At 65.9% G+C, this 16731-nt stretch carries 16 protein-coding genes; 7 read left to right on the top strand and 9 right to left on the bottom strand.

All coding sequences use genetic code 11. The features are described from left to right. Positions 1-2 precede the first annotated feature (2 nt). On the bottom strand, positions 3-776 hold the full coding sequence (locus M9917_RS02360) for a creatininase (RefSeq protein ID WP_297250696.1): 774 nt from the start codon (positions 774-776) through the stop codon (positions 3-5). A 91-nt stretch (positions 777-867) separates the two neighbouring features. Here M9917_RS02360 and M9917_RS02355 point away from each other — a divergent pair, with 91 nt between their 5' ends. Then, entirely contained in the window at positions 868-1782 is a 915-nt protein-coding gene (locus tag M9917_RS02355; RefSeq protein ID WP_297250695.1) for a LysR substrate-binding domain-containing protein, read from the top strand. A gap of 16 nt (positions 1783-1798) precedes the next feature. Here the strand turns inward: M9917_RS02355 and M9917_RS02350 are convergent, their stop codons facing one another. The 6 genes from M9917_RS02350 to M9917_RS02325 form a co-directional block, all read right to left on the bottom strand. Then, the gene (locus M9917_RS02350; protein WP_297250694.1) at positions 1799-3271 is read right to left on the bottom strand and encodes an aldehyde dehydrogenase family protein; all 1473 of its coding nucleotides are present in this window, start codon (positions 3269-3271) and stop codon (positions 1799-1801) included. Further along, on the bottom strand, positions 3271-4482 hold the full coding sequence (locus M9917_RS02345) for an NAD(P)/FAD-dependent oxidoreductase (protein ID WP_297250693.1): 1212 nt from the start codon (positions 4480-4482) through the stop codon (positions 3271-3273). The genes M9917_RS02350 and M9917_RS02345 overlap by 1 nt, the downstream gene beginning before the upstream one ends. A 21-nt stretch (positions 4483-4503) precedes the next feature. Next, positions 4504-5712, bottom strand: coding sequence for a cytochrome P450 (locus M9917_RS02340; RefSeq protein ID WP_297250692.1), 1209 nt, complete (start codon positions 5710-5712; stop codon positions 4504-4506). Positions 5713-5741: 29 nt separating this feature from the next. Beyond that, on the bottom strand, positions 5742-6065 hold the full coding sequence (locus tag M9917_RS02335; protein WP_297250691.1) for a 2Fe-2S iron-sulfur cluster-binding protein: 324 nt from the start codon (positions 6063-6065) through the stop codon (positions 5742-5744). A gap of 81 nt (positions 6066-6146) precedes the next feature. Continuing rightward, a complete protein-coding gene (locus tag M9917_RS02330) occupies positions 6147-7913 on the bottom strand; it encodes a thiamine pyrophosphate-binding protein (RefSeq protein WP_297250690.1) in 1767 nt (588 codons plus the stop codon). A 110-nt stretch (positions 7914-8023) separates the two neighbouring features. Further along, positions 8024-8818, bottom strand: a complete 795-nt coding sequence (locus M9917_RS02325) for an IclR family transcriptional regulator (protein ID WP_297250689.1) — start codon at positions 8816-8818, stop codon at positions 8024-8026. Positions 8819-9172: 354 nt separating this feature from the next. Here M9917_RS02325 and M9917_RS02320 point away from each other — a divergent pair, with 354 nt between their 5' ends. From M9917_RS02320 to M9917_RS02295, 6 genes are all read left to right on the top strand, one after another. After that, positions 9173-10213 carry an ABC transporter substrate-binding protein gene (locus M9917_RS02320; protein WP_297250688.1) on the top strand — a complete coding sequence of 347 codons (1041 nt, stop codon included), beginning with the start codon at positions 9173-9175 and terminating at the stop codon, positions 10211-10213. Positions 10214-10477: 264 nt separating this feature from the next. Continuing rightward, positions 10478-11563: an ABC transporter ATP-binding protein gene (locus M9917_RS02315; protein ID WP_297250687.1), complete on the top strand. Its 1086-nt coding sequence runs from the start codon at positions 10478-10480 to the stop codon at positions 11561-11563. Between the two features lie 59 nt (positions 11564-11622). Continuing rightward, positions 11623-12450 carry an ABC transporter permease gene (locus M9917_RS02310; RefSeq protein WP_297250686.1) on the top strand — a complete coding sequence of 276 codons (828 nt, stop codon included), beginning with the start codon at positions 11623-11625 and terminating at the stop codon, positions 12448-12450. A 4-nt stretch (positions 12451-12454) separates the two neighbouring features. Next, positions 12455-13255, top strand: coding sequence for an ABC transporter permease (locus tag M9917_RS02305; protein ID WP_297250685.1), 801 nt, complete (start codon positions 12455-12457; stop codon positions 13253-13255). 34 nt (positions 13256-13289) lie between these two features. Continuing rightward, positions 13290-14063 carry an SDR family NAD(P)-dependent oxidoreductase gene (locus M9917_RS02300; protein ID WP_297250684.1) on the top strand — a complete coding sequence of 258 codons (774 nt, stop codon included), beginning with the start codon at positions 13290-13292 and terminating at the stop codon, positions 14061-14063. A 56-nt stretch (positions 14064-14119) separates the two neighbouring features. After that, the gene (locus tag M9917_RS02295) at positions 14120-15043 is read left to right on the top strand and encodes a polysaccharide deacetylase family protein (protein ID WP_297250683.1); all 924 of its coding nucleotides are present in this window, start codon (positions 14120-14122) and stop codon (positions 15041-15043) included. 37 nt (positions 15044-15080) lie between these two features. Here M9917_RS02295 and M9917_RS02290 read toward each other — a convergent pair whose 3' ends face one another. Both M9917_RS02290 and M9917_RS02285 read right to left on the bottom strand, forming a co-directional pair. Next, entirely contained in the window at positions 15081-15560 is a 480-nt protein-coding gene (locus M9917_RS02290; protein WP_297250682.1) for a YqhA family protein, read from the bottom strand. A 122-nt stretch (positions 15561-15682) separates the two neighbouring features. Beyond that, positions 15683-16609, bottom strand: coding sequence for a LysR family transcriptional regulator (locus M9917_RS02285; protein ID WP_297250681.1), 927 nt, complete (start codon positions 16607-16609; stop codon positions 15683-15685). Positions 16610-16731: the final 122 nt, after the last annotated feature.

Here is a 16731-nt window from a genome sequence, read left to right as displayed (position 1 = left end):
CGTCAGAACTCGGTCCTGAGCGCCTTGACGATGCCCTTGACGCAGACATCCAGCAGGATCTCGCCCTTTTCGGCGGAAGCCTCCTTCGGTGAGGAGAGCGTGCCGCTGCAAGGGGTCCATTCCGGCTTGGGCGGATAGACGTCATAGGGCGGGAAGCTCGCCGGAGGGTGGTCGACAGCCCTTCCGACATCCACCAGATGCGGGTAGAGCGCGAGCATCAGCGATGTCTCGAGCACGCCGCCATGCTCCAGGTCCCAGCCGGTGAAGCCGTCGGGATAGAGCTTCGCGATCGTCTGCTTGTCGACGAAATCCCAATAGGACAGCACGACGACCTTCATGTCGTCGATGCCGCCCCAGCGCAATTCGCGCAGCGCGAGATCGATACCCTCGACGATGAACCATGAATTCTCGAAATGGCCGTTCACCAGGCAGATCTTGCGGACACCGTGACGCGAGAATTCCTTGATGACGTCGCGCAGCGCGGCGACCAGCGTGGCGCCGTCGAGGCTGGTCGTGCCGGGCAGGTGATTGCCGCCTCCCGACTTCTGATGCGATTTGTAGCCATAGGTGAATGGCGGGGCGACCAGGGCGCCGACCTCGCCCGCCACACGCCGGGCGAACTCCACCGGAAGCAGCACGTCGACATGCATCGGCATATGGTGGCCGTGCTGCTCCATCGATCCGATCGGGATCAATATCGGCACGGAACCGTCCCGGACCTTGGCGTCGTAGTCCGGCCAGGGCAACTCGGCGGCGAAAACGGTATCGTTTGCCATGAAGATCTCCATTTCGGGAGATCGATGATTGCCGTCCGCGCCGGGATATGGGAAATTTATATTTATCATCCCGATATGAGGAACGCATATCGTGCGGAGCATCACCAATTTTCAGACGGACCTCCTGAGGACCTTCGTCTCGGTGGTCGATCTCGGCGCCTTCACCAAGGCGGGCGACGCCCTGGGGCGCACACAGCCGGCGATCTCGCTGCAGGTCCGCCGCCTGGAGGAGCTGGTCGGCGCTCCGATCATCAACCATTCCGGCCGCAAGCTGCAATTGACCCGCGAGGGCGAGATGCTGCTGAGCTATGCGCGTGAGATCCTGCGTCTCAACGACGAGGCGGCCTCCTATTTCAACCGCACCAAGATTGCCGGCACCGTGCGCGTCGGCCTGCCGAACGACTACGCCGTCGCCACCCTGCAAGGGATCATCTTCGAGTACACGCGCCGGAATCCGCAGATATCCCTGGAGCTGGAATGCGGCTGGAGCACCGACATCCTCGAGCGGCTCGGCGCCAACGAGCTCGACGTCGCCGTCGCGATGGTGACCAACGAGCGCGCGCCCTATCTGTCACGCTCCTGGATCGAGCGGCCGATCTGGGCGGCGGCGAAGGATGTGAAGATCGATCATACGCACAGCATCCCGCTCGCCGCGCATCCTGAGGGCTGCGCCTATCGGGCGCGGATGATCCAGGCGCTCGACAGCGTCAACATGCGCTGGCGTGTCGCCTATACCGGCTCGGGCGTCAGCGGGCTTCAGAACGCGGTGGTCAACGGCTTCGGCGTCAGCGCGCTGACGCGCTACACGATTCTGCCGGGCATGAAGGTGCTGGACGACACGGACGGCTTCCCGCCGCTGGCGGAGATTCGCGTCGGTCTCTTCTACAAGCACCCGCGCCTGTCGGATGCCGGCATCCATCTGGTGAACCATGTGATCGCCCGCCTGGACGACGCGGGCATCTCGATCTATCCGGTGACGCGCCAGAACGAGCTGGAGCGCCAGTAGCCGGGTCCTGTCGCGCTCAGGCGAAATGGTCCGGATGCGCCGCGTGATCGACGACGATCGTCTTGATCTGCGCGAATTCGTCCAGGGCTTCGATGCCGTTCTCGCGCCCCATGCCCGATTGCTTGTAGCCTCCGAAGGGCAGCATGACGTTCATGGCGCGATAGGTGTTGACCCACACCGAGCCCGCCTGCAGGGCGCAGGCGAGCCGATGGATCCGCGCCGCGTCCCGCGTCCAGAAGCCCGCCGCCAGCCCGTATTCCGTGCCGTTGGCGAGGGTCACCGCCTCGGCTTCGGTCCGGAACGGCTGCACGGTGACGACCGGCCCGAACACCTCCTCGCGGCAGATGCGCATCGGAGCGGCGACGCCGGTCAGGATGGTCGGCGCAAACCAGAAGCCGTCCGCGTATTCGGCCGGCATGTCGGGGAGCGTGCCCTTAAACGCGACGGTCGCGCCCTCCGCGATCGCCTCTTCCAGAAAGGCCGTGACACGTGTCTTCTGCCGCTTCGAGGCCAGCGGGCCGAGATGGCTCGTGGCAAGCGAGGGCGGCCCGATCCGGATGTTTTTCGCGGCCGCGATGAACTGGGCGAGGAAGGTCTCGAAAATCTCCTCCTGCACCAGGAGCCGCGAGCCGGCGACGCAGACCTGGCCGGTCGCGCTGAAGGCGCCTTGCGTCGCCGCGCGCACCGCCGAACCCAGATCCGCATCGGCGAAGACGATGTGCGCCGACTTGCCCCCGGCCTCGCAGACGAAGCGCTTCATCGACGCCGCCGCCTTTTCGCCGAGCCGGCGCGCCACCGCGGAGCTTCCGGTGAAGCTCACCATGGCGACGTCGGGATGCGTCGCGACGCGCTCGCCGACGCTGCCGTCGCCCAGGACCACATTGACGATGCCCGGCGGAAACCCGGCCTCGAGCGCGAGCCTGGCCAGCATCAGGCTCGATGCCGGCGACTCCACCGGTGGTTTCAGGATGACGCTGTTGCCCATGGCGAGCGCCGGCGCGATCTTCCAGGATCCGAGCGACAGGGCGCCGTTGAACGGCGTGATCGCCACGACGACACCGAGCGGCTCGCGGACGATGCGGGCCTCGGTGAAAGGCGAGGGCGAGCGGCTGATGTCGTCCCGGATCTCGACGGCGCTGGCGTAGAAATCGTACCAGCGCGCGGTCGCCGTCATCTCCCGCCGGGTCACCGCATGCGTCTTGCCGTTGGCCAGGCTCTCGAATTCCGCCAGCGGCTCGGCATTCGCCCGGATCAGCTCGGCGAGGCGGCGCAGCAGGGCCGCACGGTCGAACGGGGTCAGTTGCCGCCAGTCGTTCCGGAGGAACGCCGCCGATGCGGCCGCCACCGCGGCATCGACGTGATCGGCGCTGCCGAAGGCGCGCGCCCAGGTCCGGCCGGTCGCGGGGTCGACGAGATCGGTGGCATCGCCTGTCGGCGGCAGCGGCCTGCCGTCGACGAAACCGGTGAAGTCCTCATGCTGGGTGGTCATCACACATGCGTCCGTAGATTGTAATGCGGGTCCATGGCCTGCGCGCGCGTCAGCGGAGCGCGGCCGAGAAAGCGGCGCGACGACATGTGGTCGGCCGGCTGGTTGACGGATTCGACGATGACGGCCTCGTCCCTGGCGTCGAGACAGAAGACCGAGAAGGATCGCGCTTCCGGATCGCCGCGCAGGCAATGGTCGCGGATCTCGCCGCCGATCCCGGCGATCTGCAGCTTGACCCCGGCCTGATCGCTCCAGAACCAGGGCAGCGCCTCATAGGGTGCCGGCTCGCCGAGAAGCCGACGCGCCACGCAGCGGGCCTGATCGAGGGCGTTCTGGACCGATTCGATCCGCGTCGGGCGCCCAGTGAAGCGGCTGGGATGGAGGGCGCAATCGCCGATCGCCGAGATGCGGGGGTCGGCCGTGCGCAGCATCGCATCGACCGCGATGCCGTTGTCCGTCTTCAGGCCGGCCCCGGCCGCGATCTCGTCATTCGCGACGACACCGACGCCGAGGACGACGAGGTCCGCCGGCAGCATGCCGCCGCCGCCGAGGCTGACGCCGGTGACCCCGCCTGGCGTGCCGTGGATCGCCGTGACGCCCGTTCCGGTCATGATGTCGATGCCGCTTGCCCGGTGCCTGGCAAGGAAGAAATCGGACATGATCGGGGAGACCGCCCGCGCCATGATGCGATCACCGGCCTCGACCACGGTGACGCGCTTGCCCATGGCCCTGGCGGACGACGCGAATTCGAGGCCGATGAACCCCGCCCCGACGATGACGATGTCGCTCGCGCCGGCCAGCCTAGGCCGCAACCGCGCGGCATCGGCATGCGTGTGCAAGGTCATGACGCCGTTGTTCCCGGCGCCGGGGACGGCAAGCCGTCGCGGGCGCGCGCCCGTCGCCAGCACCAGATGGTCGTAGCGCAGGGTCGTCCCGTCGCTGAGCGTCACGGTCGTGGCCGCGCGGTCCAGGGTCGCGACCGCCCGCCCTGTCGCCAGCTCGATCTGCTTATCGATATAGAAACTGGCCGGGCGCAGGCGCACGCAGTCGCCGCCCTTCATGAACTCCTTGGAGAGCGGCGGCCGCTGGTAAGGCAGTTCGTCCTGGGCGTCGACGAGCGTGAGCGGCCCCTGGAAGCCGCCTTCCCGGAGCGAGGCGGCAAGCTGCACTCCGCTGTGGCCGGCGCCGATGACAACAATCCGTTCGGGGTTCATCGCCGGGATCGTGCCGGATGGCTATTTGGGGGTGACGCGCAGCGGCAGGCTGTCCAGCCGGCGCGCGCCATTGCTCTTGCGGTAAACCGCAGGGCCGTCCAGCTCCAGGCGTGCCACGCGCGCCGTGACCGCGCCGATCACGGCCTCGGCCTCCGCCCTGGCGATCATCTGCCCGATGCAGACATGGACACCGGCGCCGAGCGCCATATGCCCGACATTCCGGCGCGTGATGTCGTATTCCTCCGGCTGCTCCCACCGCAACGGATCGCGGTTGGCCGAGGCCAGCGAGCACATCACCTTCATCGCGGCGGCGAGCCGGTATCCGGCCAGATCCTGCTCACGGGTCGTGGTGCGGAAGATGAACTGCGCCGGCGATTCCAGGCGGATCGCCTCCTCGAAGGCCGCGCGCGTCAATGACGGGTCCTGCTTGAGGAGATCCCATTGCCGCGGATGGGTGGCGAGCTTGTGCAGCGTGCTCGACACGCCGCTGATCACCGTGTCGGTGCCGCCGCGCAGGAATGTGCGCAGGATGCCCGGCAGCCACTCCATGTCCAGTTCGCCGGCATCCGCGAGCTCCCAGATCCGCGCGCCGAACCCGGTCGGCAGCATGTTCTGGCGCTCGAATTTCGAATCGAACCACGGCAGCAGGGGTTCGACCGCCTCGGTCGCGCGGCGCGTCAGCTCGTTGTTGGGGCCAAAACCGTTCGCCGTCAGATCGCCGATGACGAGCAGGTTCTGGCGCCCCTCGTCGTCGAGGCCGAGCGCGTCAGGAAAGACCTTGAGCACGAAGGGCTCGACCAGGTCCTTGACGCCGTCGAACCGGCCGCGGCTGACGAGCTCGTCGGCGATCTCGCCCGCCTCCTTGTCGAAGCCGGCGCGCCAGGAGCGGACGACGATCGGGGAGAGCACCTTCATCAGGGCCGAGCGCACCCGCGTGTGATCGGGCGGGTCGACCTCGACGATGGCGCTGGGGATGCGCCAGGAATCGCCCTTCTTGATGTTGCCGAGCCCCGTGCCCGACGCGGAAGAGAAGTTCTTCCAGTCGCTCATGGCCTGCTGCACCTCGGCGTAGCGGCCGACGGCGTAGATATCGTATCGTGGGATATAGACGACCGGTCCAGCCGCGCGCAGCCGGGCCTGGTAGTCATAGAGGTTGCTGAGCACCTCGTCGCTGAAAGGGTCCACGTCGAAGACGGGGGGCGATACGGCGGCGTCCATTGTGAGGGGCATGAACTTCCTGGCCTTGTTGGGGGCTGCGTTCAGACTTGCTGGTCGGGCACCGTCACGGTGAGCGTATCCAGCTCGTCGCTGAGCCGGATCTGGCAGCTGAGCCGGCTGGTCGGCCGGCGCTCGCTGACGGTGAAATTCAGCATCTCGTCCTCCAGGGCTTCCGGCGGCGGGAGCTTGTGCAGGTCTTCCTCGGTGACATAGACGTGGCAGGTGGCGCAGGCGGCCGAGCCTCCGCACTCGGCGAGAATGCCGGACACGCCGTTATCCAGCGCGACCTGCATCAGCGACGACCCCGGCCGGCCCTCGATCTCGCGCCTGCTGCCGTCGGGGAGGTGGAAACGAATGGTGGGCATGCTCCGGCATCTCTTCTCGGTTTCGGGACGTGCGCGGCGACGCGCCGGTAAACAGCGCGCCCGCGCGGTCCGTTGAGGGCGCTAGACGAGGGTGCTGACGCGGCTCTGTCGGATGTTGGACAAAGGTATGCGCCCGGCTCCGATGGGTCTCGCGGTCTTGTCGATCACGACGTCGAGCACATAGGGCGCCGGGTGCGCCAGCATCTCGGCGATCGCCCCGGCGAGCTCGTCCGGCGAGGTGACGCGCTTGCCCTCGACGCCGTAGGAGCGGGCGAGCATGGCGAAGTCCTGATCGTAGGGGCCGCTGTTGTTGTGGTACTCGAAGCGCGTGCCGAGCACGCGGCCATCGAAGATGCCGTTCTGCGCGCCAAGGCAGCCGCCGAGCGCCGAGTCGTTGATGACCACGAACTTGGCCGGGATGTTGTACTCGGCGGCCGTCCCCAGAACCCAGTTGACCTGGGTCATGCAGCCATCGCCCGTGACCGCGACGACGTCGCGGTCAGGCTCGGCGAGCTTCACGCCCAGCGCCGCCGCCGGCGCATAGCCCATGGCGGCGCTGCCGCGATCGGCGATATAGGTCCCCGGCTCGTACACGTCCCATAGCGTGTTGAAGTAATTGCCGTTGTTGCCGGCGTCGGGGATCATGACGGCGTTGCGCCCGAGCGCGGCACGCAGTTCGGCGACCAGCCGTTCCGGGCGAATCGGGCCGGTATTGTCGCTCAGATGCGGCTTCATGCGATCGCGGTCGGCCTGCCGGCGCTCCCGCGTGGTGCGCTCGCGCGGACCGTCCTTGAGGCCGTCACGGAGGCCCCGCTTGCGCGCCAGTTCGATCCATTGCCCGAGCGTGGCGTTGATGTCGGCCTGCAGGCCGATCTCGACCGGGTAGTAGCGGCCGATCTCGACGGGATCGATATCGATCTGGATGAGCTTGGCCGGCGGGAAGCTGTAAGGCAGCCCGACTTCCCAGCCGCAGGTCGAATGCTCGCCGAAACGATGGCCCAGCGCGATCACCAGATCGGCTTCCTGAACCGCCTTCATCGCGCCGGGGACACCCATGGCGCCGACCGGGCCCGCCGCCAGCGCATGGTCGTCGGGCAGGGCCCCCTTGCCGGTATAGGAGGTGACGACCGGAATCGACATCAGCTCCGCCAGCGCGCGCAGGTTCGCGCCGGCTTTCGCCGCGATCGTGCCGCCGCCGGCGAGAAGAACGGGCGCCTTCGCCTTGGCGATCAGATCGAACGCGGCGGCGGCCTGCTCCGGCGAAGCCGACGGCAGGCCGCTGGGGCGATGCCGTGCCCCGCTGCGCGTCGTCTCGGGGCTCGATTGCTCGAAGACATCCATCGGCACGTCGATATGGACGGGGCCCGGCCTGCCCGTCGTCGCCGCCGCGAAGGCCTGCGTCATCACCTCGGGCATCTTGCCCGCATTCGTCACCTGCCAGAGCCGCTTGACGACCGGCTCGAGGATGCGGTGGCCTTCGGCAAAGGTCTTGCCCTGTATTTCCTGCATGCCGTTGCGGCCGAAGAACTCGCTGTTGACGTTGCCGCTGATGCCGATGATCGCGGAGCCGCAGCCATAGGCCGTCATGACGCCGATCACCGTATTCGCCAGCGCGGGGCCGGCACCGACATGGAACACGCCCGGCTGGCCGGTCATGCGGTACCAGGCTTCGGCCATCCACGGAGCCATGGCCTCGTGGCGGACGAGGATCGGCTTGATCTCGTTTTGCCGGTCATAGAGCGCATCGAGAAACGGGAATGAGTGGTTGGTGGGAGGGCAGATGAAAATATATTTAACCCCCTCGGCAACAAGATGATCTATGATTGCGTGCGCTGCGGTCTTGGACATTTCAATTCCCTGAACGTTTTGAGTGAATTTGAATTCTTTCGGCAGGCCATCCGCTGTCCTGATCCGGACCGCGGCGGGCTCCCGCTGGGCCATCCGTCACGCGGCGCGTATCACCGTGCTCCATTCCCGACAGGGTGAGGCGGGATGGCCGCGCGGCTGCCGGTCTCCAGAGCGTGGGCGATGTCGGCGGCCGCGGTGCGGGCGAGCATGGATATCTCGGCGAGCTTCGCCATGAGCCGGTCCTTCGGCCCCCCGACCGTGATGCCCGCGATCGCGCGGTTGCCCGCGCCCATCACGGCGACACCGACCGACCACGCGCCGATCACCATCTCCTCCTTGTTCCAGGCGACGCCCTGTTCGCGAACCCGCTCCAGCTCGGCGCGAAGCTGGTTTTCCGTGGTCAGCGTGTAGGGCGTGTAGCTCTTGAAGGGGGCCCGCTCGAGGAAGACGTCGAGCCGGTCCGGCGTCAGCGCCGCCAGCAGCGCCTTGCCGATCGCGGTGCAGTGGGCGGGCCGCTTGTGGCCGATCTCCGCATCGTAGCGGATGATGTTCGGCGAAAGCACCTTCTCCACCTGGAGGATGTCGCATTCCGGCGTGAGGAAGCCGAGAAAGGCGGTCTCTCCCGTTTGCGCGACGAGATTCACCATCACCTCGCGTGCGATTTCCCGGATCTTGCGGTCCTTCGGGGCGCAGATCGCCACATCGAAGAACTGGGGTCCCAGCACGAACATGCTGGGCGAGGGTTCGTCGATATAGTTGCGGGCCTGGAGCGTCTTGAGGAGGTTCCAGGCGCTGCTCTTCGGAATATGCAAGGCGCGCGCGAGATCGCTGAGCCCGACGCCGCCGGCGCGGTTGGCCAGCAACTCGAAAATATCCAGGACCCGCACGGCCGACTTGACGCTCATTTGTTCACCCTTATGAACAGCATCCCATATACGGCATAATAACGTGGGCTGTCAATCGAAGCCCGCCTTCGCTGCGGGGAGCGTATTATGGCTGCGGCGTGATTCGGTCCCGGTTGCGAAGGACGGGGCGTCAGATGCAAGTTGGAAAATTGGACCAATAATTACAAGATTATAGCGATATGGTTCTACGCCACGCCCGCGCGCCGAGCCGGACCGTCTCGGATTTCCGGTTCGCTTGACAGTGGGAATTCAATGTGAATATCTTGATCGTCGTTTATGGATGTGAACGGAACTGTGTGAACGCGGGAGGGATAGAGGATGGTTGACGGAAAGAAGCCGGCAGCAGGCTCCATGATGAACAGAAGGCAGGCTCTTGCGCTGGGCGGATCTGCGGTGGTGGCTCCCGCGCTGATCGGCGGGCGGGCGTTCGCGCAGGCCGCGGCCGTCGAAATCGGCACGTTCGCCGGCGGTAACTTCGATATCGTGCGCGACGTGGCGGTGCCGGCCTTCAAGAAGGAAAACCCCGGCGCGACGATCAATGTCGTGATGCGGACGGCGGCGGACCATTATCCGAAGCTGCTGGTGACGCGTGACAAGCCGCGTGAAGCCGGCGGCATGTGGAACGACACCTTCTCGGCTCTCGGCAGCAAGGCGGGATTGTTCGCGCCCTTCGATCCCGCCCTCGTTCCCGAGCAGAAGCGGCTCAACCAGGATCTTCAGCCCAAGAACGGGCTCGGCATCGCGGTCGCGGTTCAGCCCTACGGCATCGCCTACAATCCGAAATACGTCGAGAAGCCGAAATCCTGGTTCGACCTGTTCAACCCGAAATATGCCGGCCGCGTCGGCATGCATTACAACTTCTGGGACCAGTACGTCGCCTTGGCCTATGCGCTCGGCAAGGACGAGAGGTCGATCGATGCAGCGATCGACGAATGGGCCAAGCATAAGGCCAATATCGGCTCCTGGACGACCAATTTCACGACATTGCAGGAGCAGATCGACAAGGGCGATATCTGGCTGGGCCCGAACTGGGGTGGCTTCACCACCGCCGCGCAGCGCGCGGGGGCGAGCATCGCCTTCGCCTGGCCCGAAGAGGGCGCCACGCAGCAGACCATCATCGCCCATGTGAACGCCAACGTCGATCCGGCCGTCAACAAGGTCGCCCAGAGCTTCCTCAACACCTGGCTGACGACGGATTTCCAGGAGGCGTATCTCAATCGCATGAGCCTGTCGCCTTCCAACCCGAACGCGGTGATCTCGCCGGAGATGGCGGCGCTCGAAGGCGTGGTCACGCCGGAAAGGCTGCGCACCAGGCGCCTGATCCAGTACGATTATGCCCTCGTCGGCAACAATCTGGCCGACATCCGCAAGCGCATCGAGGAGCGTTTGCGCTAGCGCATCGGACCGGAAAGTGGAATCCACTTTTCGGAGCCATCCGTAGCTGAAACAAGGAGATGGATCGCCGCTTCGCGTCCGGCAGGGCGCGCGGCGATCCAGCCAAAGCAATCCGGCGCCCCCACCTGGCATCGTTTGTCGCCCCTCCCGCGCGTTGCGACGCCATCGCGCGGGCGAGGGGCGCCGCGCGGGCGAGGGGCGCGCCTCCGAGTTTGGAGGATGCGGCGCCGCCATGAATCCGGCCGATCGACATGCGAAGGTAAAATGAGCGTATCAGCCCTCAGAATTTCCGATATACACAAGAACTTCGGCGGCACGCGCGTCATCGACAACGTTTCCTTGGATATCGGAGAAGGCGAGTTCATCGTCCTTCTGGGGCCGAGCGGCAGCGGCAAGACGACATTGCTGCGTATCGTGGCCGGCTTCGAGAAGGCCACCAGCGGGGATGTCCGGATTCGCGGGCGCTCCGTCGGCGCGGTTCCGCCGAACCTGCGCGGCATCGGCATGGTCTTCCAGCATTTCGCCTTGTTCCCGCATCTCAGCGTCTTCCGGAACGTGGCCTTCGGGCTGGAGATGCGCCGCATGGCCGGCGACGTCATCCGGCGCAAGGTGATGGATGCGCTGGGCGTGGTGAAGCTCGCCGACCTCGCCAGGCGCATGCCGAACGAACTGTCGGGTGGCCAGAAGCAGCGCGTCGCCATCGCCAGGGCCCTGGTGACGGAACCGGCCCTGCTGCTGCTCGACGAGCCGCTCGGCAGTCTCGATACGCATTTGCGCGTCGAGATGCAGGCCGAGCTGCGCCGGCTGCAGAAGGAGTTCAACATCACCACCATCATGGTGACGCACGACCAGGAAGAGGCGATGGTCCTCGGCGACAGGATCGCGATCCTCAAGGATGGCCGGCTGCGCCAGGTGGGGGCTCCCTCGGAGGTCTACGACCGCCCGCAATCGGCTTTCGTGGCCCGCTTCATGGGAGCCGCCAACGTCTTCGACGTCGCCGATATCGCCGAGGAGGGCGATGCCTTGCGGATCACCTCGCGCGAGGGGGTCGTGATGTCGGTCGCCCGCAATGCCGTGCAAGGCCCCCTGTCGGCGATCCAGTCGGTGATCCTGCGGCCGGAGGTCATCGAGATCGGCCCCGGCGACGGCGGCCGGGGCGCCAATCGTCACCAGGGAACCCTGGCGAGCCTCGTCCATGTCGGGCCGGTTTCACGCCTGACCGTCAGGCTGGATGGAGGCACCGAGATCGCCGTCACCACCTCCGGGGGCAGCGATGTCGGCGGCCTGAAGCCCGGCGACAGGGTGACGGTCGGTTGGCAGGCGTCCTCCGCTCTGCCGGTAGCTGGCTGAGGGCCGTCATGAGCGCTTCCTCACATGACCGGTCGTCGGAGAGCCTGGCGGAGCGCGTGATGCGTTCCGACGCCTTGCCGCTCGCCATTCCCGGAATATTCATTACGGTCTTCTTTATAGTACCGCTGATTTATCTCATTGCCATTTCATTCACGGCCGGCTTCCCTCTGGAGGGGGTGGCTAGCCTTGAAACGTATATTAAGATATTCTCAAGGTATTTTTACTTTGGATACATGGCAAACACCATGTATTTTGCCGTGATAGTGACTATTCTCTGCCTTTTATTCGGATATCCGATCGCGTATTTCATGGTCCGCTACGCGGAGCGCTCCTACAACATCATCCTGCTGGCGGTTGTCGCGCCGCTGCTGGTCGGTGTCGTCGTGCGGACGGTGGGATGGGTCATCCTGCTTGGCGCCGAGGGCCTCGTGAACGACGTGCTCTGGGGCGCGGGGCTGATTGAGCAGCCGCTCCGGCTGCTCTACACGCCCGGTGCGGCAGTGGTCGGCATGGTCCATGTGCTGTTGCCCTTCATGATCCTCTCGATCGCCAGCGTCCTAAGCCGTCTGGACTACACGCTGGAGGAGGCGGCGCAATCGCTCGGCGCCGGGGCCGCGCGAACCTTCTGGCGCGTCACGCTGCCGCTGTCGCTGCCCGGCGTCATGGTAGGCTGCGTCATCACCTTCTGCCTGACGATCGGGGCCTATGTCACGCCGGTCCTGCTTGGCGGCGGAAAGGCCAAGCTGCTGTCGCCGATGATCTATGACGAGCTCACCAGCGCCATCGACTGGTCCCTCGGCAGTGCCTTGTCGATCGTCCTCTTGATCGCTGCATTGGCTGCGCTGGCCCTCGTCCCGGCCGTGGCATGGCTTACAAGGAGGGGATGAGGCGATGCCCGGCCGGTGGTTCCAGCGGATTCTCGCTGCCTATGTCTGCATTGCCGTGGCGTTCCTGCTGCTGCCGGAGCTGATCGTCGTCGGCGTTTCGTTCAATCCGACGTCGCGCATGGTGATGTCGTGGACGGAAATGTCGCTGCGCTGGTATGCTGCGCTGGTCGAAGACAGGTCGCTGCTCAACGCATTCGGCTATTCGCTGGGCCTGGCGATCTTCGTCACCCTCTGCTCGACCCTGCTCGGCGGGCTGGTGGCCTATTGGGTCGCCCGCCATGGCGGCCGGTTCGCGGCGATCGTCACCGCGACTTTCGTGGCGCCGCTGGTCATCCCGGCGACCGCGCTCGGCGTCGCCCTCTTCATGTTCCTCAACCGGCTCGGCTTCACCGACTCGGTGCTCGGTCTCGTCGCCGGCCATATCCTCGTGACGCTGCCCTATACGTTCCGGACCCTGCTCGCCGCGATCGCGGGTGTCGACAGGGCGCTCGAGGAGGCGGCGCTGTCGCTGGGCGCCACCCGCACGATGATGGTGCGTCGCGTCATCCTGCCGCTCATCCGGCCCGGCTTCCTCGCCGCGGCGCTGTTTTCGATGATCGTCTCGATCGAGGAGTTCACGATCTCGCTGTTCGTGGGCGGGCGCAACGCCGGCACGATCCCGCTCGAGATCTACAACGCCACGGAATACGGGCTGACGCCGATCGTGGCGGCGGTCTCGACGCTTCTCATCGCGGTGAGTTCGATCGCGATCATCGTTCTCGACAAGTCGATTGGCCTCAATGCGGCCTATTCGGTCCGCCGTTGAAATTCACTGAGACCTGAGCAGGAGAGAGCTTCCGATGTCTGAAGGAAAACTGGCCGGAAAGGTCGCGATCGTCACCGGCGGCGCGTCCGGCATCGGCGAGGCGACGGCGCGTCTTTTCGCGTGCGAGGGCGCGAAGGTGGTGATCGCGGGCATCCCGCAGGATGCAGGCGAGCGTGTCGCCCGGTCGATCTGTGATGCCGGCGGCGTCGCGATCGCCATCGAGACGGACGTCAGCAACGACAAGGCCGTCGGCGCGATGGTGTCCCGCACCGTCGAGCATTTCGGCGGGCTCGACATCATTTTCAACAATGCCGGCGTCGCGCACGACACCGAGATCACCGAAACCACCGACGATGTCTGGAACCTCGTCGTGGACGTGACGCTGAAAGGCGTCTTCCTCGGCTGCCGTCATGCCGTCGCCGCCATGCGCGAGCGGGGCACCGCCGGCGTGATCGTGAACTCGGGCTCGACCGCGGCCCTGGTCGGCTTCACCAAGCGCTCCGCCTATTGTGCCGCGAAAGGCGGCGTCGTCTCGATGACGCGGGCGCTCGCGATCGAACTCGCCCCGTACGGCATCCGCGTCAACGCCATCGTGCCCGGCGCCACCGAAACCGCGATGGTGCGCGATCTCTATGACCTGCAGTCCGATCCGGTCGCGGCAAAGAAGGCGCATCAGCAGCGGCAGCCGTTCGGCCGGCTTTCCTCCGTCGACGACATCGCCCGCTCCGTCCTGTTCCTGGCGAGCGACGATGCATCGACCATGACCGGCACCGCCCTCGTCGTCGACAGCGGATACATCGCGGGCTGAGGAAGCCCGCCGCGCGCCACGCCAGCAAGCAGCGACCGACAAGGGATATAGAGACCATGAGCGAACCGGTTTCCGAAGCGATCCGTGAGCATGGGGAGCCCTGGTCATGGTCCGAAGAGGTCTGGCGCGGCATGATCGAGCGCGTGCGCGGCGGCCGTAATCTGCTGCCGGCACGCTGGCCGAACAATGCGCGCTGCGCGGTTGCGCTGTCCTTCGACGCCGACCACGAGACCATCCCTCTGCGTGACGGCGACGAAAGCCCGATGCGCCTCAGCCAGGGGCAATATGGCAACCGCCGTGGCGTGCCGCGCATCCGCTCGGTTCTCGGGCGGCACTCGGTGCCGGCCACTTTCTTCTACCCGGCCGTCGCGGCGACGGTTCACCCCGACGAGGTTCGCGCCGTCGCGCAGGATGGCCATGAGATCGGCATCCATTCCTGGATCCATGAGCGCAATAACGGCCTTCCTCCCGGCATCGAGCGCGATCTGACGTTCCGGGCCGCCGACAGGCTCGCCCAGATCTGCGGCCGCTACCCGGTCGGGATGCGGACGGCGAGCTGGGATTTCTCGCTCGATACGCTCGCCATCATCCGCGAGATGGGGCTGCTCTATGACAGCAGCCTGATGGCTGACGACGACCCTTACGAACTCCTGGACAAGGGAGAGCCGACCGGCATCGTCGAGCTGCCGCCCGAATGGATCCGCGACGACGCCATCTACTTCAACTTCCTGCGGTTCTCCGCGCTGCGGCCCTACACCGCGCCCTCGGCCGTGCTGGACATCTTCAAGGCGGAATTCGATGGCGCCTGGGCGGAGCGGGGCCTTTTCCTGCTGACGATGCACCCCCATGTCATCGGCCATCGATCGCGCATCCCGATCCTCGAGGATCTGATCCTCCACATCAAGGCGAAGGGCGATATCTGGTTCGCGACGCATGAGCAGGTCGCGCGGTGGTGCAAGGAGAACGCCACGGCCCCATGACGGGAAGCTGAAGCTCCCGGCTGATGCCACCCGGGGTTCAGCTTTCGCTTTTCCCGCCCTTGAGACCCAGGAAGAACGTCAGGACGCCGATGATGATCGCGATGGCGATCGCCAGCCGGAGCGGGTCGAGTTCGCCGGCGCGTTCGACGATCTCCTGCAGGAAGAGGACGGCGAGAACGGCGACGACGACGCTGACGAGTTGCCCCTTCAGATCGTCCAGGTCGTGGATCGTCAGCCATTTCGGCATCGGCAGCGTCTCGTCGACGAACAGCGAATAAAGGCCGATGCTGGTGATGTAGCCGACGATGGCGATCAGGAACACGTCGATAGCTTCGATCAGCCCTGCCGCGAGCGCCTTCGATGCCTTTGCCGAGCTTTGCCCGTGGGTGATCGCCTCGGCCAGGGTCGCGAAGATGACCACGGCCTCATAGGCGAGCAGCGCCAGCGAAGCAGCGAAGATGCAGACGACGGCGATGAGGACGACATAGCGGGAAGAGGCTAGCAATCGGCGCAGCATGCCTGCAGCTTTCACAGCGATGCCGATTCGGCACCGGCACCGACAATGGCCGATCGGAAGCCGGAATGAAATGATGCCGGCCGCCATCCCCGTGAGGTCATGCTCGCGCTTCCGGCGATCCGCTACAGCGAAATCGGCTTGAGCATGTTATCGCCGTCGCGCAGGCGCTGCGCCGACTCGCGCGAATACTGCAGGAAGTTCTCGCCGGCGAGGCCGAGCGGTGCGCGCGTGGCGTGGGCCAGAACCAATGTGCGCTTCAGGCTGACGCCCGGGATCTCCCGGGCGACCAGCAGCCGGCTGCGGACATCGGCCTCGACGGCGGCGCGGGGAAGGATCGTGTAGCCGATCTTGCGCAGCATCAGGTCCCGGATCATCTGCAGGGCATCGACCTCGAGCCGGATCTTCAGGGTGATGTCATGGGCCGCCGCCATCTCGTCGACGATCAGGCGGATGCCGTGCGGCCGGCTCGGCAGGATCAGCGGGATCCGCGCCAGATCGGCCGGCTCGGTGAGATGGTCCCAGATCCTGTCGTCGTCGGGCGGAGCCACGAAGACGAGCGACTCGTGGAACAGGACCTCCTTTTCCAGCCGGGGGTTGGGGCGCGTGTCGTAGAGGATCGCGATGTCGAGGCGCCCCTCGTGCAGCCATTCCTCGAGGAAGCCGTTGAAGCCCGGCGTGACGGTCAGATGCACGCGCGGGAAGTCCGTGACGAAACGCTCGATGACGGCTGGCGCGAAGGCGAAGCCGACGGAAGGCGGCATCCCGATCGCGAGATTGCCCGCGATCAGATGGCCGCCTTCGCGGGTCGCCCTTTTCGCCTCGTCGAGCTGCGCGAGGATATGACGGGTGTGTTCGGCCAGGATGTTGCCGGCTTCGGTCGGGGCGACGCCGCGCGAATGGCGCTGGAACAGCTTGACCTCGAGCTCCGCCTCCAGCTTCGAAATCTGATGGCTCAATGCCGGCTGGGCGATCCGCAGGTGGTCGGAGGCCCGGTGAAAGCTCTTCAATTCCAGGATGCTGAGGAAATATCTGAGTTGCCGGACTTCCATGATGAGCTCTCGAACATCCCGCTTTGGCGACCTGACGATCCGGAAGGCGAAGGCCGCGACCCGCAGCATAGAGCGCATCGCGGCAGCCGTCGCCTCCGGCGCGCGATTCCGCCGGTCCGCCC

This window comes from Bosea sp. (in: a-proteobacteria) (genome assembly GCF_023953965.1).
Classification (GTDB): domain Bacteria; phylum Pseudomonadota; class Alphaproteobacteria; order Rhizobiales; family Beijerinckiaceae; genus Allobosea.
This window is presented reverse-complemented; position numbering and strand designations above follow the sequence as displayed.